The 19,673-nt window shown below is 64.9% G+C and carries 21 protein-coding genes and 1 tRNA gene; 15 read left to right on the top strand and 7 right to left on the bottom strand.

What is annotated here, in order from left to right; all coding sequences use genetic code 11:
* Positions 1 to 7 precede the first annotated feature (7 nt).
* Both ETX26_RS04250 and ETX26_RS04255 read right to left on the bottom strand, forming a co-directional pair.
* A complete protein-coding gene (locus ETX26_RS04250; protein WP_129523418.1) occupies positions 8 to 184 on the bottom strand; it encodes a Flp family type IVb pilin in 177 nt (58 codons plus the stop codon).
* Positions 185 to 305: 121 nt separating this feature from the next.
* Positions 306 to 488, bottom strand: a complete 183-nt coding sequence (locus ETX26_RS04255; protein ID WP_129523419.1) for a Flp family type IVb pilin — start codon at positions 486 to 488, stop codon at positions 306 to 308.
* Between the two features lie 101 nt (positions 489 to 589).
* On the opposite strand from ETX26_RS04255, the gene ETX26_RS04260 reads away from it, so the two are divergent.
* The 3 genes from ETX26_RS04260 (at position 590) to ETX26_RS04270 (ending at position 1,571) form a co-directional block, all read left to right on the top strand.
* A complete protein-coding gene (locus tag ETX26_RS04260) occupies positions 590 to 1,000 on the top strand; it encodes a (deoxy)nucleoside triphosphate pyrophosphohydrolase (RefSeq protein ID WP_225425498.1) in 411 nt (136 codons plus the stop codon).
* 47 nt (positions 1,001 to 1,047) lie between these two features.
* Positions 1,048 to 1,124 (top strand) — tRNA-Arg (locus ETX26_RS04265).
* 129 nt (positions 1,125 to 1,253) lie between these two features.
* On the top strand, positions 1,254 to 1,571 hold the full coding sequence (locus tag ETX26_RS04270; RefSeq protein WP_129523420.1) for a PilZ domain-containing protein: 318 nt from the start codon (positions 1,254 to 1,256) through the stop codon (positions 1,569 to 1,571).
* On the opposite strand, the gene ETX26_RS04275 is transcribed toward ETX26_RS04270, so the two are convergent.
* The gene (locus ETX26_RS04275) at positions 1,568 to 1,984 is read right to left on the bottom strand and encodes a metallopeptidase family protein (RefSeq protein ID WP_129523421.1); all 417 of its coding nucleotides are present in this window, start codon (positions 1,982 to 1,984) and stop codon (positions 1,568 to 1,570) included. The two genes, ETX26_RS04270 and ETX26_RS04275, sit on opposite strands and share 4 nt — an antisense overlap.
* 113 nt (positions 1,985 to 2,097) lie before the next feature.
* On the opposite strand from ETX26_RS04275, the gene ETX26_RS04280 reads away from it, so the two are divergent.
* The 5 genes from ETX26_RS04280 (at position 2,098) to dnaE (ending at position 9,040) form a co-directional block, all read left to right on the top strand.
* Positions 2,098 to 2,589: a hemerythrin domain-containing protein gene (locus ETX26_RS04280; protein ID WP_129523422.1), complete on the top strand. Its 492-nt coding sequence runs from the start codon at positions 2,098 to 2,100 to the stop codon at positions 2,587 to 2,589.
* A 17-nt stretch (positions 2,590 to 2,606) separates the two neighbouring features.
* Positions 2,607 to 4,145: a phospholipase D-like domain-containing protein gene (locus ETX26_RS04285; RefSeq protein WP_225425499.1), complete on the top strand. Its 1,539-nt coding sequence runs from the start codon at positions 2,607 to 2,609 to the stop codon at positions 4,143 to 4,145.
* Positions 4,142 to 4,750 (top strand): GTP cyclohydrolase I FolE, encoded by a 609-nt coding sequence (gene folE, locus ETX26_RS04290; protein ID WP_129523423.1) that lies wholly within the window; start codon positions 4,142 to 4,144, stop codon positions 4,748 to 4,750. Before ETX26_RS04285 ends, folE begins: the two co-directional genes overlap by 4 nt.
* An 82-nt stretch (positions 4,751 to 4,832) precedes the next feature.
* Positions 4,833 to 5,312: a glutathione peroxidase gene (locus ETX26_RS04295; RefSeq protein ID WP_129523424.1), complete on the top strand. Its 480-nt coding sequence runs from the start codon at positions 4,833 to 4,835 to the stop codon at positions 5,310 to 5,312.
* Positions 5,313 to 5,470: 158 nt separating this feature from the next.
* Positions 5,471 to 9,040: a DNA polymerase III subunit alpha gene (gene dnaE / locus ETX26_RS04300; RefSeq protein WP_129523425.1), complete on the top strand. Its 3,570-nt coding sequence runs from the start codon at positions 5,471 to 5,473 to the stop codon at positions 9,038 to 9,040.
* Here the strand turns inward: dnaE and ETX26_RS04305 are convergent.
* A complete protein-coding gene (locus tag ETX26_RS04305; RefSeq protein ID WP_129523426.1) occupies positions 8,981 to 9,382 on the bottom strand; it encodes a hypothetical protein in 402 nt (133 codons plus the stop codon). The two genes, dnaE and ETX26_RS04305, sit on opposite strands and share 60 nt — an antisense overlap.
* An 84-nt stretch (positions 9,383 to 9,466) precedes the next feature.
* Between ETX26_RS04305 and ETX26_RS04310 the strand changes: the two genes are divergently transcribed.
* From ETX26_RS04310 to ETX26_RS04325, 4 genes are read left to right on the top strand one after another with little or no spacing between them, the layout of a single operon-like run.
* Entirely contained in the window at positions 9,467 to 11,077 is a 1,611-nt protein-coding gene (locus ETX26_RS04310) for a long-chain fatty acid--CoA ligase (protein WP_191984700.1), read from the top strand.
* Positions 11,074 to 11,292 carry a hypothetical protein gene (locus tag ETX26_RS04315; protein WP_129523428.1) on the top strand — a complete coding sequence of 73 codons (219 nt, stop codon included), beginning with the start codon at positions 11,074 to 11,076 and terminating at the stop codon, positions 11,290 to 11,292. The genes ETX26_RS04310 and ETX26_RS04315 overlap by 4 nt, the downstream gene beginning before the upstream one ends.
* Positions 11,289 to 11,714 (top strand): DUF1330 domain-containing protein, encoded by a 426-nt coding sequence (locus tag ETX26_RS04320; RefSeq protein ID WP_129523429.1) that lies wholly within the window; start codon positions 11,289 to 11,291, stop codon positions 11,712 to 11,714. The genes ETX26_RS04315 and ETX26_RS04320 overlap by 4 nt, the downstream gene beginning before the upstream one ends.
* On the top strand, positions 11,714 to 12,442 hold the full coding sequence (locus ETX26_RS04325) for a tetratricopeptide repeat protein (RefSeq protein WP_129523430.1): 729 nt from the start codon (positions 11,714 to 11,716) through the stop codon (positions 12,440 to 12,442). Before ETX26_RS04320 ends, ETX26_RS04325 begins: the two co-directional genes overlap by 1 nt.
* Here ETX26_RS04325 and ETX26_RS04330 read toward each other — a convergent pair.
* The 3 genes from ETX26_RS04330 to ETX26_RS04340 all read right to left on the bottom strand — a co-directional run bounded on the left by ETX26_RS04330 (position 12,437) and on the right by ETX26_RS04340 (position 16,200).
* Complete coding sequence (locus ETX26_RS04330; protein WP_129523431.1) at positions 12,437 to 13,522, bottom strand: PA0069 family radical SAM protein; 1,086 nt, start codon at positions 13,520 to 13,522, stop codon at positions 12,437 to 12,439. The two genes, ETX26_RS04325 and ETX26_RS04330, sit on opposite strands and share 6 nt — an antisense overlap.
* A 148-nt stretch (positions 13,523 to 13,670) precedes the next feature.
* Positions 13,671 to 15,446, bottom strand: a complete 1,776-nt coding sequence (locus tag ETX26_RS04335) for a lytic transglycosylase domain-containing protein (protein WP_129523432.1) — start codon at positions 15,444 to 15,446, stop codon at positions 13,671 to 13,673.
* Positions 15,424 to 16,200: a hypothetical protein gene (locus tag ETX26_RS04340; RefSeq protein ID WP_129523433.1), complete on the bottom strand. Its 777-nt coding sequence runs from the start codon at positions 16,198 to 16,200 to the stop codon at positions 15,424 to 15,426. Before ETX26_RS04340 ends, ETX26_RS04335 begins: the two co-directional genes overlap by 23 nt.
* Before the next feature lie 88 nt (positions 16,201 to 16,288).
* On the opposite strand from ETX26_RS04340, the gene ETX26_RS04345 reads away from it, so the two are divergent.
* The 3 genes from ETX26_RS04345 to ETX26_RS04355 all read left to right on the top strand — a co-directional run bounded on the left by ETX26_RS04345 (position 16,289) and on the right by ETX26_RS04355 (position 19,585).
* A complete protein-coding gene (locus ETX26_RS04345; RefSeq protein WP_129523434.1) occupies positions 16,289 to 17,935 on the top strand; it encodes an electron transfer flavoprotein-ubiquinone oxidoreductase in 1,647 nt (548 codons plus the stop codon).
* Between the two features lie 118 nt (positions 17,936 to 18,053).
* Positions 18,054 to 18,860: a 4-(cytidine 5'-diphospho)-2-C-methyl-D-erythritol kinase gene (locus tag ETX26_RS04350; RefSeq protein ID WP_129523435.1), complete on the top strand. Its 807-nt coding sequence runs from the start codon at positions 18,054 to 18,056 to the stop codon at positions 18,858 to 18,860.
* Positions 18,857 to 19,585: an N-formylglutamate amidohydrolase gene (locus ETX26_RS04355; RefSeq protein ID WP_129523436.1), complete on the top strand. Its 729-nt coding sequence runs from the start codon at positions 18,857 to 18,859 to the stop codon at positions 19,583 to 19,585. The genes ETX26_RS04350 and ETX26_RS04355 overlap by 4 nt, the downstream gene beginning before the upstream one ends.
* Positions 19,586 to 19,673 lie beyond the last annotated feature (88 nt).

Consider the following 19,673-nt stretch of genomic DNA (forward strand, 5'->3'; position numbering starts at 1 on the left):
AACAGTTTTACTGGGGCTCGCCGGTTTGCATGGTCGTCGAGACCTCGCTGAAGGTGGAACCCAGCTGATCGCCGAGAGCGCTCATGGCGCCGATCGCGGCAACGGCGATGAGTGCGGCGATCAGGCCGTATTCGATGGCAGTGGCGCCCTGCTCGTCGCGGAGCAGCTTGTTGATGAACTTCATGTCAGTCTCCTGGTTCAGTCTTCGATACCCGAACTCTTTCCTGCAACGCGGGAACGAGCAGTGAGCGGCAATAAGGGGAATGGCTTTATAAAGTGCTAAAGGTCGGGGCTCGCCGACCATCCTATCCCCTCTCCTTGGTGACCTCGCTCGAAACCCAGTCCCACATCTCGATGGTCTCCCCCGCGACGAGCTGGAGAGCGCCCATGCAGGCGATCACGATCAGGGCCACGATCAGGCCGTACTCGATGGCAGTAGCGCCGCGGGTGTCGCATCCGATGCGTGCCAGAAGATTCGTCTGCTGCATCGGACGCTTCCCCCCGGTACGGTCCTGAGCGGCGGTTATGGGCCGCTGGCGTTAAGAAAAGGTTTGGGCGAATCGGGATGGAACAGGGACCGACATGGATCGTGGTCGCGGCGCTGGCCCTGCGCCGGGCGGACGGATGCTGGCTGATGCATCGCCGTCCGCCGGAGAGACATCATGGCGGCTTGTGGGAGTTTCCCGGTGGTAAGGTGGAGTCGGGCGAGGCGCCTGATTGCGCGCTGGAACGGGAAATCCGGGAAGAACTCGGCATCGCAATCCATCGCGATCGGCTCGATCCCGCCAGCTTTGCCCAGTCCGCTCCCCAGGGGCCGATGCCCGGTATTGTCATTCTCCTTTACCGGACCGACCGTTGGATCGGCGAGCCGCACGCACTCGAGGGTGGAGAGGTGGCGTGGCTTACGCCGGAGGAAATCGCACCGCTGCCCAAACCTCCGCTCGATGTGGCACTCTGCCGCGCGCTGTTCCGCGCCTCTTTCGCGAATCCGGTCCAATAGGGGGATTGCCAAGGCCGAACGCCCCCCCTATGTGGCGCCCTCCAAGCGCGCCCGTAGCTCAGCTGGATAGAGCACCAGACTACGAATCTGGGGGTCAGAGGTTCGAATCCTTTCGGGCGCGCCAACAAACAAGGCCGTCCCCACCAGGGGGCGGCCTTGTTTGTTTGTGGGTCCTCAAGACCGCACCGGGGTTCTTTGTGCGCCTTTTCGAATCCCTATTGCTTCGCATGCACTCCGGCGTAATTTCCGGCGTATGGGGCAGGGGAACGAGGAGACCCGGCGCGAAGAGCGTCACCACATAGCGGTCGAAGGGCGCTACCGCACCGGCAGCGGGGTGCCCAAGGACGTCAGTGTGCTCGACATTTCGGAACGCGGCTGCCGCTTCTTCGACAAGTTCGGCAGCCTCATCCCCGGCGCACAGATCACGATCCGCATCGGGCCGATCGGCCCGATCGCTGCCACGGTGAAGTGGGCCGAGCGCCAGGTGGTCGGGGTCGAGTTCGAGAACCCGATCTATGGCCCGGTGCTCGACCACATCCGCAACCAGCTTGACGAGAGGCGCAAGGCCTAGGGCGCGAGTTCGTCGTCCACGCTTTCCTCGAGCCAGTGCATCTCCTCGTCGGAGAAGCCGAAGTGATGCCCGGCCTCGTGGATTACGACGTGGCGCACGAGATCCGCGAAATCCACCCCGGTCTCGCGCCACTCGCGCACCAGCGGCTGGCGGAACAGGCTGATGACCGGCGGCAGGTCTCCCGGGTCCCAGATCGACTGTTCGTCCAGCGGGCGCCCTTCGTAGAGGCCTGTGAGATTCCACTTGCTCCGTATATCGACCGAATCGAGCTGCTCGCGCGTGGCGAACTCCTCGATCCGCACCACGACCTGGCGTAATGGTTCGCGGAACTCCTCCGGCAGGGAGTCGATGACCGCCTGCGCCATGCGCTCCATGTCCTCGGCGGTCGGCGGGGCGTGGCGGAATGCTTCCATAAGGTGGCATATGGCGTCCCTCGACGCTCCCGTCACCCCGCGACTGCCGAGGAACAATGCTCCGCCTCGCCCATTTTCGACGAGAACATCATTCAAACAGGGGACTTCCCAGGATGGCAGCAGCCGAAGCAATTTTTGCGCGTCTCAAGCAGGACCACGACAAACATCGAGATCTGCTAGACCGCCTTCTCAGAACCGAAGGCGAGAGCGACGAACGCAAGATGCTGCTTGCCGAACTGACCAGGGAGTTGAAGAGCCACGCCGCGGCCGAGGAACAGGCGCTCTACTCGACCATGATGCGCAAGCCCGAGACCACCGACGAAACCCGTCATTCGGTCGCCGAGCACCACGAGATCGACGAAATGCTCAACGACCTGGCCGCGACCGAGATGTCGAGCGGCGACTGGCTCACGAAATTCAAGGCTCTCGACCACCGGTACCGCCATCACATCGACGAAGAGGAGCAAGAGCACTTTCCCGACTTCGAAAAGTACCTCTCAGAAGACGACGAGAAGCATATGGAACTGGTCTTCGAGCGCCGTAAGCGGGAGGAGAAGGCCGAGGCCGAGGTCACTCCCGAGAAGATGGAAGACGCCAAGGAATAGCAGAAAGCGAGGGAGGGGTGAGCGCTGCAGAGGAAGGCTCGCGCGAGCCGGAATTCGACGACCGGTCGGAAGAGCCCGGGGTCTGGCGTTTTGCCCGCGTCGAGCGCGCAAGCGTGATCATCGATGCAGCCGATTACTTCGCGTTGATGCAGCGTGCGATGCTCAACGCGCAGCATCGCATATTCCTTGTCGGGTGGGATTTCGACACGCGCATTCACCTGGCAATGGGACGCCGCTGGTTTCAGCGCTTGCTGCGTCGCGAGTACCCGCGCCGGTTGGGTAGCTTCCTGATCTGGCTCGCAAGGCACCGCAAGGGGCTGGAGATACGGGTCCTCAAGTGGAGCTTCGGCCTGCTGCAGTTCATGCTGCGGGGCTACATGCTGGTCGATCTGGCGCGCATGGTCGCCCGTCGGGACATCACGTTCAAGTTCGACACGCACCACCCCGTCGGCTGCTCGCATCACCAGAAGATCGCCGTTCTGGACGACAAGCTTGCCGTCTGCGGCGGGATCGACATGACTCAGGACCGGTGGGACACGCGCGAGCATCTCGAGCGTGATCGCCGCCGCCGCCGGCCGCACGGCAGGCGCTATGGCCCATGGCACGATGCGACCATGATGTTCGAAGGCGAGGCGGCGCGCGTGCTCGGTGTGCTCAGCCGCGAGCGGTGGGAGCGCGCGGGAGGGGAAGACCTCCACCAGGTGCCGATCCCCGAACAGAGCCTATGGCCCGAGGATCTGCCGGTCCAGTTCGAGAACGTCGAGATCGGCATTGCGCGCACCAGGGCCAAACACGACGGCTCGCCCCAGGTGAGCGAGATAGAGCAACTGCTGCTCGACCAGATCGCGCGTGCGAAGCACTTCATCTACAGCGAGAACCAGTATTTCACCTCGCGCAAGATCGCGGAGGCGATCCGGCAACGCCTGAAGGAAGACGATCCGCCCGAGATCGTCATGGTCCAGCCGCTCACTGCTGAGGGATGGCTCGAGCAGCAGGCGATGGACCATGCCCGGGCCTGCGTGATTCGCAGCCTGGCCGAGCTCGACCACAAGCGCCGGTTTCAGGTCTACGTTCCATATACCGGCAAGACGCCGATCTATGTGCACGCTAAGTTGATGATCGTGGACGATCGCATTCTGCGGATCGGTTCGGCCAACTTCAACAACCGATCGATGGGTCTCGATTCCGAGTGCGACGTGTTCATCGATTGCGATCGTCCGGACAACGATCACGCCTGTCACGGCATTGCGGCGCTGCGCCGCTCGCTGCTTGCCGAACACTGTGGAATCGAGGAGGAAACGGTTGCGAGGCTGCTTGATGCCGATCCATCGATGCACAAGCTGATCGCGGAGCATGGGAGGGGGGGCGACCGGTCGCTGCAGCCTTACGAAGTGCCCGATCTCAACGGCGTCGAGGAAACGCTGGCGGATTCGGGCCTGCTGGACCCGGAGCGGCCCGACGAGATGTTCGAGCCATTTGCCAAGGGTGGACTTTTCCGCAAGGGGAGCCTGCTTGGCCGCGCCTATCGCGGCGCGAGGAAGAGGATCGGAACATGAGCAGCCTTGTCGGACCCGACGAAGACGATCCACGCGGAAAGCCTCCGGTGCCCGAAGAGGTGCAGGACGCGATCCGCACGTTGATCCGCTGGGCGGGCGACGATCCGATGCGCGAGGGACTGCTCGACACGCCCCGGCGGGTGGCGCGCGCGTGGAAGGAGTACTGCCTCGGCTACGACGAGGATCCCTCGATCCATCTCAGCCGCGTGTTCGAGGAAGTCGGCGGCTACAACGAGATCGTTCTGCTCAAGGACATCCCGTTCCAGAGTCACTGCGAGCACCATATGGCGCCGATCATCGGCAAGGCGGCGATTGCCTACCTGCCGACCGACCGCGTCGTCGGCATCTCCAAGCTCGCGCGTGTGCTTCACGGCTTCGCGCGCCGCCTGCAGGTGCAGGAACGTCTGACCGCCGAAGTGGCGGACTGCATCTGGGAGCACCTCCAGCCGCAGGGGGTTGCCGTCGTGATCGAGGCTGCGCACAGCTGTATGACCGCCCGCGGGGTGCGGACCCCGGGCGTGTCGATGACGACCAGCCGCATGATGGGCACGTTCCTCGACGACCCGAGAAGCCGCGAGGAAGTGCTGAAGCTGATGGGTTATTGAGGGGCGGGCGAGGTTTCGCTCGCTCACATACCTTGGGGACGGCCTGCTGCCCACGTGGCGGCACGAAGGATGGAGACGCCGGATGACTACCATCGCCGATTTCACCGTCACCACCAATCGTGGTGAGACGCTCGACCTCAAGGACAAGCTTGGAAAGGTGCTGCTGGTGGTCAACACCGCCAGCAAGTGCGGCTTCACGCCGCAGTACGAAGGGCTGGAGAAGCTTTACGAGGGTTATGGCGATCGCGGCTTCGAGGTGCTTGGCTTCCCGTGCAATCAGTTCGGCGCGCAGGAACCAGGGAGTGCGGACGAGATCGCGGAATTCTGCAAGGTGAACTTCGGCGTCACTTTTCCGCTGATGGCGAAAGTGGATGTGAACGGCGACAACGCCTCACCCCTGTTCGACTGGTTGAAACGCGAAGCGCCCGGGCTGATGGGGTCGAAGGCGATCAAGTGGAACTTCACGAAGTTTCTGGTCGATCGCGAGGGAAAGGTCGTGCGCCGTTACGCGCCCACCGACAAGCCGGAGCGGATTGCGGAGGACATCGAGGCGCTCCTCTAGTCCACTCGGGCCATCCCACTAAAATTCGGATCGCCAACAGCTGACATTCGGCGGCGCGGCATGCGATCCGGAGGACGAATTGAAATGGCGCGTGACGAGTGGGGACAGCGGGCGGCGATGCCTTGGCGAATCCCGCCACCGCCCGCATATTGCCGGCCATGTCTTTCGCCCCGTTCGTTCCCCTGCGCGTGTTGTCGTCTTATTCGATGCTCGAAGGGGCGATCGATCCGAAGGCGATCGCCAAGCTGGCGAAGGAACGCGGCTTCCCCGCGATCGCGATCTGCGACCGCAATGGGCTCTACGGCGCGGTCATGTTCGCCAAAGCCTGCATGGACGAGGGCGTCCAGCCGATAATCGGCACTTTGCTGGGCGTGGCGCGTGACGCCGACGGCAAGCAGGTCGATTACCTGCCGCTCTACGCGCAGGACGAGGCGGGGTACGACAACCTCTGTCATCTCGTCAGCAAAGCGCATCTCGAACGTCCTCTCGAACTCGAGCCGCATGTTGCCACGGGTGATCTCGAAGGTCGCAGCGAGGGTCTGATCGCGCTTACCGGCGCCAGCGAAGGGGCGCTGACGCGGCTCCTCGCCGAAGGCCAGCGCGATCGTGCCGAGGCGACGCTCGACCGGCTGGAGGCGCTGTTTCCCGGCCGGCTCTACGTCGAGCTCGCACGGCGTGGCAATGCGGTCGAGGATGCGGCGGAGGGCGCGCTGATAGACCTCGCGTACCAGCGCGATCTGCCGCTCGTGGCGACGAACCCGGCGAACTTCGCCGAGTCGCATATGTACGCCGCGCATGACGCCATGCTGTGCATCGCCGGTTCGACGCATATCGAGGCGGAGGAGCGCGCTCGCTCCAACCGCGAAGCCTGGGTAAAGCCGGCGGACGCGATGGCCGAGACGTTCGAGGACTTGCCCGAAGCGACCGCGAACACGCTGGTGATCGCGCAGCGCTGCGCCTTCGCTCCGCCAAGCCGCGCCCCAATCTTGCCGAGTCTTGCCGGCGACCTTGAGGGCGAGGCGAAGATGCTCGCGGAAGACGCGCGCAAGGGGCTCGTCGCGCGGCTGGAGCCCTACTATCCTGAATCCGTCCATGCGGAGCTTGCGGAGGCGCTGTGTTCTCCGTCGGTGGAGGCGCTCGAAGCGAATGCGAAGGCGTTCGAGAAGCTCCGCGCAGGCGACATCTGGGACGAGGTTCTCGAATACAAGAAGCGCCTGGAATTCGAGGTCGAGATCATCGTCGGGATGGGCTTCCCGGGCTACTTCCTGATCGTTGCCGACTTCATCAAGTGGGCCAAGGACAACGGCATTCCCGTAGGGCCGGGGCGCGGCTCCGGCGCGGGCTCGCTCGTCGCCTGGGCGCTGACGATCACCGATCTCGACCCGATCCGTCTCGGCCTGCTGTTCGAACGCTTCCTCAACCCCGAGCGCGTTTCGATGCCCGACTTCGACATCGACTTCTGCGAAACCCGCCGCGGCGAGGTGATCCGCTACGTCCAGCGCAAGTACGGGCACGACCACGTCGCGCAGATCATCACCTTCGGTAAGCTCAAGGCCCGCGCGGTGCTGCGCGACTGCGGGCGCATCCTGCAGATGAGCTACGGGCACGTCGACCGGCTCTGCAAGATGGTCCCCAACCACCCGACCGATCCGTGGACCCTGCCGCGCGCGCTGAACGGGGCGGCCGACTTCAAGCGCGAGTACGACAACGACAACGAGGTCAAGCGCCTCGTCGATCTCGCGATGCAGCTTGAAGGCTTTCCGCGCAACAGTTCGACCCATGCGGCGGGCGTAGTGATCGGCGATCGGCCGCTGGCGCAGCTCGTGCCGCTCTACCGCGATCCGCGCTCGGACATGCCGGTGACGCAGTTCGACATGAAGCATGTCGAAAGCTCGGGGCTGGTCAAGTTCGACTTCCTTGGGCTCAAGACGCTGTCGGTGCTGCAGAAGGCCGTCGAACTGCTTGCGCAGCGCGGGATCGAAGTAGATCTTGGCGCGCTCGCGTGGGACGATCCGGCGGTCTACGAGTTGCTCAAGCGCGGCGACACGGTCGGCGTGTTCCAGCTCGAATCCGAAGGCATGCGGCGCACGCTGACGGCGGTGAAACCGACCAAGTTCGAGGACATCATCGCACTCGTGTCGCTCTATCGCCCGGGTCCGATGGATAACATCCCGCTGTTCGGCAAGCGCAAGAGCGGTGAGGTGCCGATCGAGTATCCGCACCCGAAGCTCGAAGGCATCCTGGCCGAGACCTACGGCATCTTCGTCTATCAGGAACAGGTCATGCAGGCCGCGCAAATCCTCGCCGGCTACTCGCTCGGCGACGCCGACCTGCTGCGCCGCGCGATGGGCAAGAAGGTCCAGGCCGAGATGGACGCCCAGCGCCAGCGCTTCGTCGACGGGTGCAGGGAAGTCTCCGGCATCGAGGCCAAGCGGGCGAACGAGCTGTTCGACTTGATCGACAAGTTCGCGGGCTACGGCTTCAACAAGTCGCACGCCGCGGCCTACGCGCTGCTCGCGTACCAGACGGCGTGGCTGAAGGCGCACTATCCGGAGGAATTCTACGCCGCTTCGATGTGCTTCGACATGCACCAGTCGGAAAAGCTGACGCTGTTCGTCGACGATGCGCGGCGGGGCGGGGTCGAAGTGCTGCCGCCCGACATCAACCGCTCGGAGGCGGAATTCACGGTGGAGCGGACCGACGACGGCTATGCCGTGCGCTACGCGCTCGCCGGCATTCGCAACGTGGGCGAGAAGGCGATGGAGGCGCTGGTCGCCGAGCGCGAGGCGCGCGGATGGTTCGAGAACCTGCAGGACCTGTTCGAGCGGCTTCCCAAGGGATCGATGAACAGTCGCCAGCTCGAAGGGCTCATCTGCGCCGGCGCTCTCGACGGTCTCGAGCCGCATCGAGCGAAACTGTTCGCCAACATCGACATGCTGCTTGCCGTCGCCGACGCTGCCAACCGCGAGCGCGAGAGTGGGCAGGTCGGCTTGTTCGGCGGTGAGGAGACGGCAGGCGATACGCTGCGTCTGAAAGATGCCGAGCCGTGGAGCCGTGCCGACCGCATGGCTAAGGAACGCGAGAACTTCGGCTTCTACTTCTCCGCCCATCCGGTCGAGCAGTATCGCGCCGTCGCCTCGGCCAATGGCGCACGCAGCTATCAGAGCCTGATGCAGGGCGGTGGCCCGGCCGGCGGCCGCCAGCCCGCGGTGATGGCGGCGATGGTCGAGAAAGTGAACAAGGGCCGCACCCGCCGCGGCGGCGAGTTCGTGCGCGCCGACTTCTCCGACAGCTCGGGCCAGTTCAGCGCGGCCTGCTTCGAGGAATCGCTGGTCGAAAGCTTCCAGAAGTGGGCGGCGGAGGGGACCTGCGTGCTGCTCAACGTCGAGCTCGACAGTCCCAGTCCGGACGAACCGCCCCGCGTGACAGTGCGCGGGGCGCGCCCGCTGGACGAGGTCAAGAGCGGCTCGCGCATGCTGCTGACGATGGACGTGACCAGCGCCGGGGCGATCGCCGAGCTCAAGCTGGCACTGGAGATCGGCACGCCGGGCCATGGCGAAGTGCAGGTGCGTCTGAAGATCGGCGGCGAGAGCGAGCCGCTCCTGCGGCTGGGCCGCGACTATCGGCTCGACGGCGAACTCGCGGAGCGCCTGGCCGAAATCGACGGACTAGAGAACGTCGCGCTCGCTACCCAGCGGGGCGGCGGGCACTTGCGCCTCGTCGCGTGAATCCTGCGCCGCTTCGGTGGTCGCTTGCGGCCGGGTGAAGAGGTTCGTGTAGCGCGCCGCGATCAGCAACATGGTCGGGACAGCCATGGTGTTGAGTATGTCCTTCACGTTCTCGCGCCCGATGGCGCTCTCGAACGGGCCAGGCATTCCCCGGATATCGAGCACCTCGCCCACAAGCGCAGCGAGCAGCACCAGCAGCCAGGGCTTCCACTGGTGCACCCTCCATCCGAACAGGATGCACGAGCCGAATAGGACGATCAGCGCGACATAGATGTGCAGCGCGTCCCTCGCGAGATGCAGGTGCTCGACCAGATAAAACTTCGATTGCTGGAATGGATTCATTCGTTCCGCCTGCCGCCGATTGCCAAGGCGTGCAAGCGGCGGCATGAAAGTGGCAAAGAGAAATTGAACGGGAGAGAAATGCCGATGCTCGGAGCCATGCAGGATTGGGACCTTGTGGTCACCCACCTGATCGACCACGCCGCACGCGAACACGGCGCGCGCGAACATGTGACCCACTGGGCCGATGGCACGGAGACGCGCGCCACCTGGGCCAGCGTGCGGCGCGATGCGCTGAAGATGGTGCAGGCCCTGCAGGCGCTTGGAATCCGGAAGGGTGATCGTGTTGCGACCTTGGCCATGAACCACTCGCGCCATCTGGTGAGCTGGTACGGCGCCGTCGGCGTGGGCGGAGTGCTCCACACGATCAACCCGCGCCTGTTCGACGATCAGCTCGAATATATCGCCAACCACGCCGAGGATCGGGTGCTGCTCTACGACGCGGCGTTCCAGCCGATCGTCGACAAGGTGCGTGAAAGGTGGACCACGATCGAGCACTACATCTGCTACGATCCGCCGGCGGGGTTCTCGGGGCTGGCCTTCGAAGACTGGATCGGCGCTTACGACGGTGACACGAGCTGGATCGCGGTCGACGAACGCGATCCCTGCATGCTCTGCTACACCAGCGGCACTACCGGGCATCCCAAGGGCGTTCTCTACGAGCACCGATCGACCATGCTGCACGCCATGGCCGGCATTCAGCCGAACAGCTTCGATTTCGATGCGCGCAGCGTGATGTTGCCGGTGGTTCCGATGTTTCATGCGGCAAGCTGGGGCCTGCCTTGGGCGGGTGCGGCGACAGGAGTGAAGTTCGTCTATTCGGCGGTCAATGATCCGGCCGTTTTGTGCGAATTGCTGGAGCGAGAGGGGGTGACTCACTCGGCGGGCGTTCCGACGGTCTGGCTGGCGATGTTCCAGCACTGCGACGCCACCGGCACCCCGCTGCCCAAGCTGCAGCAGGCGATCATCGGCGGTTCGGCCGCGCCGCGCTTCATGATCGAGCGGTTGATGAAGAACGGCAGCCGCGTCGCGCACGCCTGGGGGATGACCGAGACCAGCCCGATCGGCACCGTTGGCGCACCGACGCCCGACTGGGACAATCTCTCTTTCGAGGAGCAGGTCGAGATCGTCACGCGCCAGGGCCGCCCGATCTTCGGCGTCGAACTGCGCACCGTCGATCTCGACGACTGGACCAAGGAACTGCCGCGCGACGGCAAGACCGCCGGCGCACTGCAGATCCGCGGTCCGTGGATCATCAAGCGCTATTTCAAGGCCGAGGAAGACGCGGTGACGGCGGACGGCTGGTTCGACACCGGCGATGTCGGCATTCTTCATCCCGATGGCACGCTTCAGCTTACGGACCGCACCAAGGACGTGATCAAGTCGGGCGGCGAATGGATCAGTTCGGTCGAACTCGAGAACGCCGCCTGCGGCCATCCGCAGGTCGCGGAGGCGGCAGCGATCGGAATTCCGCACCCGAAGTGGGATGAGCGCCCGGTGCTGTTCGTGGTGAAGAAGGCGGGGCAGGATGTCACGGCCGACGAGATCATGGAACATCTCACGCCGCTGATCGCCAAGTGGTGGCTGCCCGACGCCGTCGAATTCGTGGACGAGATTCCGCACACTGCCACCGGCAAGATCAGCAAGAAGGATCTGCGCGCGCGGTTCAGCGACTACCGGCTGGAGGAGAGCCAATGAAGACCTGTGTTCGCCTCGGTGCATCCGCCACCGCCGGGATTCTCGGATTCGCGACTGGCGTTCTCGGCATCGAATATCTCGCTTGGTTCTATGCCGGTCCGACTGACATCCTCCTCGATCCGGCCATCAACGCGGGCCGCTTTGCGGTAGCGGCTGCGGTGGGAGTCGCGGCGGCGTTCCTGTCCTTTCCACGCGCCACAGGGGGACGGCAATGACCTACATCGATCCCAGTCGCGCCAATTTCGAAGCCTTCAAGGCGCTTCCGCGCGACGAGCCGATCCATATGCTCAACCTGCTGCTCTATCGCGATCTTGCGGAATACCCCGAGGGTCACGAGCATGTGGACAAGGGCTGGACGGGGCGCCGCGCCTATCAGGAGTACGGTGCCACCTCCGGCCCGATCTTTCGTCGCGTGGGCGGCACGATCATCTGGCGCGGTGCCTTCCAGGCCATGGTGACCGGCCCGGAGGATCGCCGCTGGCACGACGGCTTCGTCGCTCAGTATCCGAACAGCGCAGCCTTCTTCGAGATGATCAAGGACCCGGACTACCAGCGGGCCGTCGTCAATCGCACCGCTGCGCTCATCGATAGCCGTCTCGTGCGCTTCAAGCCGGGCGAGGGCGGGGAGGGGTTTTGATGGCGAAACAAGCAAGCAATCCCAGGGAAATTTCCTGGGCACTGGTCGCCGGCGCGATACTGGCGTGCACGCCTGCGTCGGCTGAAAGGAATCCGATTTCGGCGCTCGAGTCGTTAGCCGAGAAGGGAGACCCGAAAGCACAATATCATTTGGGCATGATGTATCTGACCGGGACATCGGTCGAGCAAGATCAGGAACGCGCGGTCGAGTATTTCAAAATGGCAGCCGAACTCGGCGATCCCCTCGCATCCTACAAACTGGGATGCTTCTATGACGGGCAGTATGATCTGTTCGACGCGAACCACGATCTGGCGCTGCAATACAAGTTGATCGCTGCCGAGGCAGGCTACGCTCTCGCGCAACAGGATGTTGCCGGCTTGTATTATCGGCGCGATGATTTCGAAAGCGCACTTGTATGGCTGGAGCGCGCGGTCGCCCAAGGAACGGCGGGTGCGCTGTCGACCTATGCATCAATCCACAATGGTGCTCCGGGAATAGCGAAGAACCCGGTCAAGACAGCTGCCTATTTTCGGCTCTTCCTGCAGCGCGCCGGCGGAAGCGACGTTCAACGAAAATGGCTGGCGGATTTCGAGAGGAAGATGACCGACGCCCAGCGAGAACAGGCCTTCGCGATCGTGAAAGGCTACCAACCCGAACCATCCTCACTGACGATCGAAGCACTTGCCGGAGCGCGCGCGGCAGAGACACTCATTGAGGACTCACTATAGCAATCGCATCTGCCCGCCGATCTCTGGCGGTCTGAACTGCGAGCAATCGAGTTCGAACCGTTCCTTCCCGATCCCGGCGCGCTTGCAGGCGATGCGGAAGCGGGCGCGGAAGAGGTCGGCCCACACGCCGCTCGGCTTCATGCGGGTGAAGAAGTCCGGGTCGTTGTCGCGCCCGCCGCGGATCGAGCGGACGATCGCCATGACCTTGTCGCCGCGCTCCGGGAAATGGACGGAAAGCCATTCGCGAAACAGCGGGGCCACCTCGTGCGGCAGGCGCAGCGGTATCCACCCTGCCGATCGCACTCCCAGCGCCGCCGCGCGCGCGACGATCTCTTCCATGAACTCGTCGGTGATCGCGGGGATGATCGGCGCGATTGAACAATGTGCCGGCACGCCTGACTCGACCAGTTTCCCTAGCGCAGCCAACCGCTTGGCTGGTGCCGCAGCACGCGGTTCGAGCTTGCCCGAGAGCTTCGGATCGAAGGTGGTCACCGAGATAGCCACCGCGACCAGCCGCCGCTCGGCCATCTCGGCCAGCAGGTCGAGATCGTCGAGCACGCGGTCCGACTTGGTGGTGATCGTCACCGGATGGCGCGCGTCCAGGCACACTTCCAGAATCTGGCGGGTGATGCGGTAACGCCGCTCGATCGGCTGGTAGGGATCGGTGTTGGTGCCCATCGCGATCGGACGAGGGCGGTATTTCGGCTTCGCCAGCGTCTCGCGCAACAGCCGTGCGGCGTCGGGCTTGGCGTAGAGCTTCGTTTCGAAGTCGAGACCCGGCGAAAGGTCGTGATAGGCATGCGTCGGCCGCGCGAAGCAATAGACGCAGCCGTGCTCGCACCCGCGATAGGCGTTCACCGAACGATCGAAAGCGATATCGGGCGAACGGTTGAAGGAAAGGATCGTCTTCGGCCGTTCCTCGGTCACCGTGGTGCGCAGCTTCACCGGAGGACCGTCGAGCGCCTCCATGTGGTCGCGCCAGTCGCCGTCCGCCTCCCGTGTCGCCAGCCCGAATCGCGTCGGCACCGCGCCCGACTGGGCGCCGCGACCGTGAACTTCGGGGTCGAGGCGGCGTTCCATTCCCTAGAACATACAGTGAACATTGTTGGGGTGCCAGTTTGTTTTTCACGCGAAGACGTAAAAGGCGCGAAGAGGTTCTGCCCCGGATGTAAGTGTCACGCCTGAGATGCGTGAAAGCACACGCCGTCCGCGGGACTTGAAGAGAGGGTCAATCCCTCGCCGTCACGCGTACTCCACCTCCGCCCGACAGCTCGGGAAAGGTCGGCCACAGGCCTTGGGCGAGCGCGGTCCGGCTCTCGGAGGCGCCGCCGGCCTGGCGCTCGTACATCCAGTAGTTGCGCATCACGATCGAGACGTAGCCGCGCGTCTCCCAGTACGGGATGCTCTCCATGTAGAGCAGCGGATCGCCGAGATCGCGCACTTCGGTATTCCAGCGGCCGATCGGCGTGAGGCCGGCGTTGTAGGCGGCCATGACCTTCGGCAGCAGCCCGCCCGTCGCGGGCGCGTCGCGAAGCATCCGGAGATGCGCCTGTCCGAACGCGAGGTTGATCTCCGGCCGCGCGAGATCGCTTGGCGAGCCGGCAACTCCGAGCCTGCCCGAATGGTCCATCGCCGCGGCGGGCATGATCTGCATCAGGCCGCGCGCACCCGCCGGGCTGACGGCATCGGCGCGAAACACCGATTCCTGCAGCGTATGCGCGTAGGCGAGCGCCGGATCGACCTGCCATCCGTTGACCGGCGCCCAGCGCGGCGCAGGATAGCGCAGCGCCGGCTCGGCTGCCGCACCACGCGGTGCGTTGTGTGCCATCCAGAGCTGGGTCGACGGCAGCCCCATGTCGCGTGCCAGCCGTGAAAGTTCGTCGTAGTGCTCGGGATCACCGATCCGTGCCTCGTGGCGCAGGACCTCGTCCGCGAGATCGTCACGCCCGATTTCGGCGAGCGAAACTGCGATGCGCACGTTCTCGATGCCGCGCAGCTTCTGCCAGTCCTCCATCGCGAAGTCGGCGCCGGCGTGTGTCTGCGGTAGCGTCTGGCCGAGCTGCTCACGCGCGAGCATACCGTAGAGGGTCTCGTCCAGCCGTGCGGCCCCGCGCAGCTGCTCGCCCGCCTTCTCGGGGTGGCGGCAACGGATCAGTGCGCGGCTCGCCCAATAGCGGGCGGCGGCGGTGAGTTCGTTATTGGTCGATCCACTCGCCGCGCGCTGAAAGGCGTCGCCTGCCGTGCCGCAGTCGCCCATGCGCCACGCCGCCAGGCCCGCTGCCCAGTCGCCCTCGGCCACCCACGCGCCCGATCCCTCGCGAACGGTCAGCGCCATCGCCAACGCGGTGGGGTCGTTGTTCTCGATGAAATAGCTCCACGCGACTCGCTGGCGCCACTCGGCGCGCGCGGGCGGACTGAGCAAGGCGTCGACGCCGTCGAGCAGCTGGCGGGCGCCGTCCGGATCGTCGTTGGTAATCCGCTCGAGGATGGCAGTGCGCACCTCGGTTGGCATCGTGCCGTCGTCGATCGTTGCCGGTCGCACGCGCTTGGACGCATAAGGCTGGCGCACGAAACTCTGTTCCGGCGGAACGTAGGGTGCGGATAGCAGGCCCCGTTTCAGCCCGAGGTTGCCGATCTGGGCGGCTTGCGGCAAGCGGTTGCCTTCCGCGAGCCAGGCCTGGATAGCCGGCAGCTCGACCCGCGGGCTGTTGGCCGCCAGATAGTACTCGGCGCGTGCCACCTGATGCAGCGGGCCGTCGCTGCGCTCGGCGAGCATTGCCTGAACCCGGGCCCAGTCCTCGCGGTCAATCGCGTGGAAGAGCTGCGCGTAGTATTCCCTGTCGGGGTTGCTCAGCAGTTGCGGAACGTTGCTGTTGAGCGCCCGAGAGCGGAAATACTCGGCGCTGTTCGCTGCGGCCGGCGCTGCCGTGACGACCGCTGTCAGGGCCGTGACAACTGTCGCCGCCAGTCTCCAACCCCGCTTAATCCGTCCGTCGTTTGCCATATGTCCAATCGAGCCAGCATCGCCAGAAGCGCTCGCGCCGCTTCGCTGAACGGAGCATGTCCGCGAGCCCTCCGGCACCCATGGCAGGAATGCTCCGCCCTTGTTGGTTAAACTCCGGTAAAATTGCAGGGCCTTGCGTCATGTCGTGCCCCAACAACGGCGGAATGTTGCGTCCGAGCAGAAGAATCCGTTGGGGTTCGGCAAGCCCGATATGATGGGCCAGCAAGTCACCGAACCCCGCGGAACGGATCGACGGCCAATCAGGGGCCGGATCGTGGCGGGGCAGAAGCGACGCGAGATAGACCGTCTCCGGCTCAACCCCGGCGGCGCGCAGGAATCCGTGCAGCAGTGCGCCCTCGGGTCCGGAAAGGAGCCGTTCGTGATCGCCTTCCTCGGGTTGGTTGACCACGACCATCAGGGCACGCCGCGCCTGACCCACCGGCGCCACACGCGGGAACACGCCGCCGTGGTCGAGCGTGTCGGAGGTGAGCCACCATTCGCGAAACGCGGCGAGGTCCGTCGGCCAGACGGCTCGGCTGGCGACAATCGCATGTGATGGCTTATCCGGCGGCGCGAGCGGGCTGGTGGCCGTGCGCGCCGGTGCCGCGGCAGGTTTTGCGGGCGGCTGATCGTCCGGCGGGGCCAGCCAATCCGTAGCGTCCTCGGCGAAATCGCAATCGACGCCGGCGTCGCGCCACCAGTCGAAGGCGGCGGCAAGCTCGTCGGGAAGGGGCGGGGGCGGGCGTTCGGCCATCACGGCTGCGGTCTTGACCTGCCCCGCCGCAGCAATCAAGGCATGAACCAAGTCTCGTCAACGCAATATTACGAAGGACCGAACCGGGATGAGCGAACGCGAATCGATGCCATGCGACGTCGTGATCGTCGGCGGAGGGCCCGCGGGCCTGGCCGCGGCGATCCGCCTCAAGCAGATCAACGATGCGCTCGAAGTCGTCGTTCTCGAGAAGGGATCGGAGATCGGCGCGCACATCCTCTCGGGCGCGGTGGTCGATCCGATCGCCCTTGACGAGCTGCTTCCCGAATGGCGGGAACAGGGCTGTCCGATGGCTGAGACGCCGGTGACCGACAACTGGCACTGGGTGCTGGGCAAGTCGGGCAAGTGGTCGATGCCGCACCTGCTGATGCCGCCGTTCCTGTCGAACGACGGCTGCTACACCGGCTCGCTCGGCAATCTGACCCGCTGGTTGGGCGAGCAGGCCGAGGCGCTGGGCGTGATGGTCTTTCCGGGCTTTCCCGCCGCCGACGTGCTGTTCGACGAGAGCGGCGCGGTTGCCGGTGTGGTGACGCAGGACATGGGCGTCGCGGCCGACGGCAGTCAGAAGCCCGACTACCAGCCGGGCATGGAGATCCATGCCAAGTACACGCTTTTCGCCGAGGGCGCGCGCGGCAATCTCACCAAGCGGATGAAGGCCAAGTACGACCTCGAGGCCGACTGCCAGCCGCAGGTCTACGGCCTCGGCGTCAAGGAGCTGTGGGACATCGATCCCGAGAAGCACGTCCCTGGCCGCGTGATCCACACGCAGGGGTGGCCGCTGTCGGAAAGCGACACCTGGGGCGGCGGCTTCCTCTACCACCAGGCGAACGGACAGGTTGCTATCGGCTTCGTCACCGCGCTCGACTACGAGAATCCCTACGTCTCGCCGTTCCATGAATTCCAGCGCTGGAAACATCACCCTGCGATCCGTGAGTATCTCGAAGGCGGCAAGCGCGTCGCCTATGGCGCGCGCGCCATCAACGAGGGTGGCTGGCAGTCCGTGCCGAAGCTGGCGTTTCCTGGTGGCGCGCTGATCGGCTGCGCCGCCGGCTTCGTCAACGTGCCGCGGATCAAGGGCAGCCACACGGCGATGAAGAGCGGCATGCTCGCTGCCGAGGCCGTCGCGGCTGCGATCGCCGGGGGCAGTGAAAAGACCGAGCTGGCGGACTATGATTCCGCCGTGCGTTCGAGCTGGATCGCCGACGAGCTCAAGAAAGTGAAGAACGCGCAGCCGGCGGTGTCGAAGTTCGGCGGCGACATCGGCACGGCGCTCGCCGGGATCGACATGTGGATGCGCACGCTCGGCATCGGTCTGCCGATCACAATGAAGCATACGCCCGACTACACCCACACGCATCGGGCCGACCTGCACAGGCCGATCGACTATCCCAAGCCCGATGGCGAGATCAGCTTCGACCGGCTGACGTCGGTGTCCTATTCGTATACCAACCATGCCGAGGACCAGCCTTGCCACCTGAAGGTGAAGGACATGGCCTTGCAGGAGGCGAGCGAACTGGGTGTCTATGGCGGCCCTTCGACGCGCTACTGTCCGGCCGGCGTCTACGAATGGGTGGACGTGGAGGAGGGCGATCCCAAGTTCGTCATCAACTCGCAGAACTGCGTCCACTGCAAGACCTGCGACATCAAGGACCCGAACCAGAACATCGAATGGGTCACGCCCGAAGGCGGCGGCGGTCCGAACTACCCGAACATGTGATGGGGGCGGTGGGATGGTCCTCTCTCCCCTTTAGGGGAGAGATACGATCGTGCCATGCGAGAGCCTTTGCGTGTCTCTCCCTCTCCCAATCCTCTCCCCTGAAAGGGAAAGGGCACTGATGCGGGAAACCGCCTACGCCAAGATCAACCTTGCGCTGCACGTCCGCAGACGGCGCGAGGACGGCTATCACGAACTCGAAACCGCTTTCGCTTTCGTCGACGTGGGCGACGAACTGACTGCGCGCACCGCCGCACAGGACAGACTGACGGTGACGGGCGAGTTCGCCGGCGCGCTCGACGATCCGTTCGGCAACATCGCCTCCAGAGCGCTCGGCAAGCTGCCGCGCGCGGAGGGACTGGCGGTGACACTGGACAAGCGCCTGCCGGTTGCCGCGGGGTTGGGCGGTGGCTCCGCCGATGCGGGTGCGGTGTTCCGGATGATCCGCGAACGCTACGGCTTGCCGGACGACTGGCGCGAACGTGCCGCCGCTCTCGGAGCGGACGTTCCCGCCTGCGTCGAGAGCGAGGCCTGTATCGGCCGGGGCACCGGGACCGATCTTGCCTCCCTCGCGAACGATCTCGCCGGCACGCCCGTGTTGCTGGTGAACCCGCGCGCGCCGCTCGCGACAGCTGCGGTCTTCGCGGCCTGGGACGGGCGGGACTGCGGCGCTCTGCCGGATGGCCCGGCATCGCAGATCGCGCGCGAGGGGCGCAACGGTCTCGAAGCGCCGGCTATCGGGCAATGCCCCGCGATCGCAGACATTCTCGCAGCGCTGCGAGGGACACGGGCCTTTCTCCACCGCATGTCCGGTTCCGGCGCCACCTGCTTCGCCTTGTTCGAGAACCTTGAAGAACGCGACGCGGCAGCCGTGGCAATCGCGAATAGCAATCCGAAGTGGTGGCAGATGCGGGGCAGACTCAGATGACAGAGGCCTCCCCCTACCGCCGCGTCGGCGAAGCCATTCGCGGCGGTATCGTCTGCGTCGCCGATCACTCCTCGAACCATGTCCCGCGCGACATCGAACTCGGCATAGATCCCGCGCTGCTCGAGAAGCACATTGCGCTCGATATCGGCGTCGAAGGGGTCGCCGAGCGAATGGCGCGGCGCCACGACATTCCCGCTCATATCGCGTGCATCAGCCGGCTGGTTTGCGATCTCCATCGCGAGGAGGACTCGCCCGGGGTCGTCCCGCAGAAGAGCGACGGGCACCTGATCCCCGGTAATATCGGAGCGAACATCGAGCGGCGGCTGGAACGCTTTCACCGTCCGTATCACGTCGCGCTTGGCGAATGGCTCGACGAGGCGCAGCCCGAACTGATCGTCGCGCTACACAGCTTCACGCCCCAGATGGAAAGTGGCGGTGAAGAGCGGCCCTGGGAGGTCGCTCTGCTCTACAACCACGATGATCGCGCCGCGCGGCACGCCATCCGGCTGTTTGCGGAGGAAGGGCTGATCGTCGGCGATAACCAGCCTTATTCGGGCAAGCAGCTCAATGCGACGATGGACCGCCATGCCGAGGCGCTCGGTCGACCTTATCTCACCATCGAGGTCCGACAGGACATGATCGAGCGCGAGGCCGACCAGGCGCGCTGGGCGGCGCTCGTGGCGGATGTCGCTCGCCGGACCGTGCTTGCCCTGAAGGGCACTTGAGAGCTGTTGCCGGCAAAAGAATTTCCCTTTCGACCGCTGCGCGCGATGCTTTAGGGGTGGCCGGAAGCCCAACCCCCCAACATCTGGA

Origin of the sequence: Pelagerythrobacter rhizovicinus, assembly GCF_004135625.1 — a bacterium.
Classification (GTDB): Bacteria; Pseudomonadota; Alphaproteobacteria; order Sphingomonadales; family Sphingomonadaceae; genus Pelagerythrobacter; species Pelagerythrobacter rhizovicinus.

Bases quoted from the DNA above. Each gene is read 5' to 3' on its own strand.
- ETX26_RS04250 (WP_129523418.1), bottom strand. From the start codon at position 184: ATGAAGTTCATCAACAAGCTGCTCCGCGACGAGCAGGGCGCCACTGCC.
- ETX26_RS04255 (WP_129523419.1), bottom strand. From the start codon at position 488: ATGCAGCAGACGAATCTTCTGGCACGCATCGGATGCGACACCCGCGGC.
- ETX26_RS04270 (WP_129523420.1), top strand. From the start codon at position 1,254: ATGGGGCAGGGGAACGAGGAGACCCGGCGCGAAGAGCGTCACCACATA.
- ETX26_RS04275 (WP_129523421.1), bottom strand. From the start codon at position 1,984: ATGGAAGCATTCCGCCACGCCCCGCCGACCGCCGAGGACATGGAGCGC.
- ETX26_RS04280 (WP_129523422.1), top strand. From the start codon at position 2,098: ATGGCAGCAGCCGAAGCAATTTTTGCGCGTCTCAAGCAGGACCACGAC.
- folE (WP_129523423.1), top strand. From the start codon at position 4,142: ATGAGCAGCCTTGTCGGACCCGACGAAGACGATCCACGCGGAAAGCCT.
- ETX26_RS04295 (WP_129523424.1), top strand. From the start codon at position 4,833: ATGACTACCATCGCCGATTTCACCGTCACCACCAATCGTGGTGAGACG.
- dnaE (WP_129523425.1), top strand. From the start codon at position 5,471: ATGTCTTTCGCCCCGTTCGTTCCCCTGCGCGTGTTGTCGTCTTATTCG.
- ETX26_RS04305 (WP_129523426.1), bottom strand. From the start codon at position 9,382: ATGAATCCATTCCAGCAATCGAAGTTTTATCTGGTCGAGCACCTGCAT.
- ETX26_RS04310 (WP_191984700.1), top strand. From the start codon at position 9,467: ATGCTCGGAGCCATGCAGGATTGGGACCTTGTGGTCACCCACCTGATC.
- ETX26_RS04315 (WP_129523428.1), top strand. From the start codon at position 11,074: ATGAAGACCTGTGTTCGCCTCGGTGCATCCGCCACCGCCGGGATTCTC.
- ETX26_RS04320 (WP_129523429.1), top strand. From the start codon at position 11,289: ATGACCTACATCGATCCCAGTCGCGCCAATTTCGAAGCCTTCAAGGCG.
- ETX26_RS04325 (WP_129523430.1), top strand. From the start codon at position 11,714: ATGGCGAAACAAGCAAGCAATCCCAGGGAAATTTCCTGGGCACTGGTC.
- ETX26_RS04330 (WP_129523431.1), bottom strand. From the start codon at position 13,522: ATGGAACGCCGCCTCGACCCCGAAGTTCACGGTCGCGGCGCCCAGTCG.
- ETX26_RS04335 (WP_129523432.1), bottom strand. From the start codon at position 15,446: ATGGCAAACGACGGACGGATTAAGCGGGGTTGGAGACTGGCGGCGACA.
- ETX26_RS04340 (WP_129523433.1), bottom strand. From the start codon at position 16,200: ATGGCCGAACGCCCGCCCCCGCCCCTTCCCGACGAGCTTGCCGCCGCC.
- ETX26_RS04345 (WP_129523434.1), top strand. From the start codon at position 16,289: ATGAGCGAACGCGAATCGATGCCATGCGACGTCGTGATCGTCGGCGGA.
- ETX26_RS04350 (WP_129523435.1), top strand. From the start codon at position 18,054: ATGCGGGAAACCGCCTACGCCAAGATCAACCTTGCGCTGCACGTCCGC.
- ETX26_RS04355 (WP_129523436.1), top strand. From the start codon at position 18,857: ATGACAGAGGCCTCCCCCTACCGCCGCGTCGGCGAAGCCATTCGCGGC.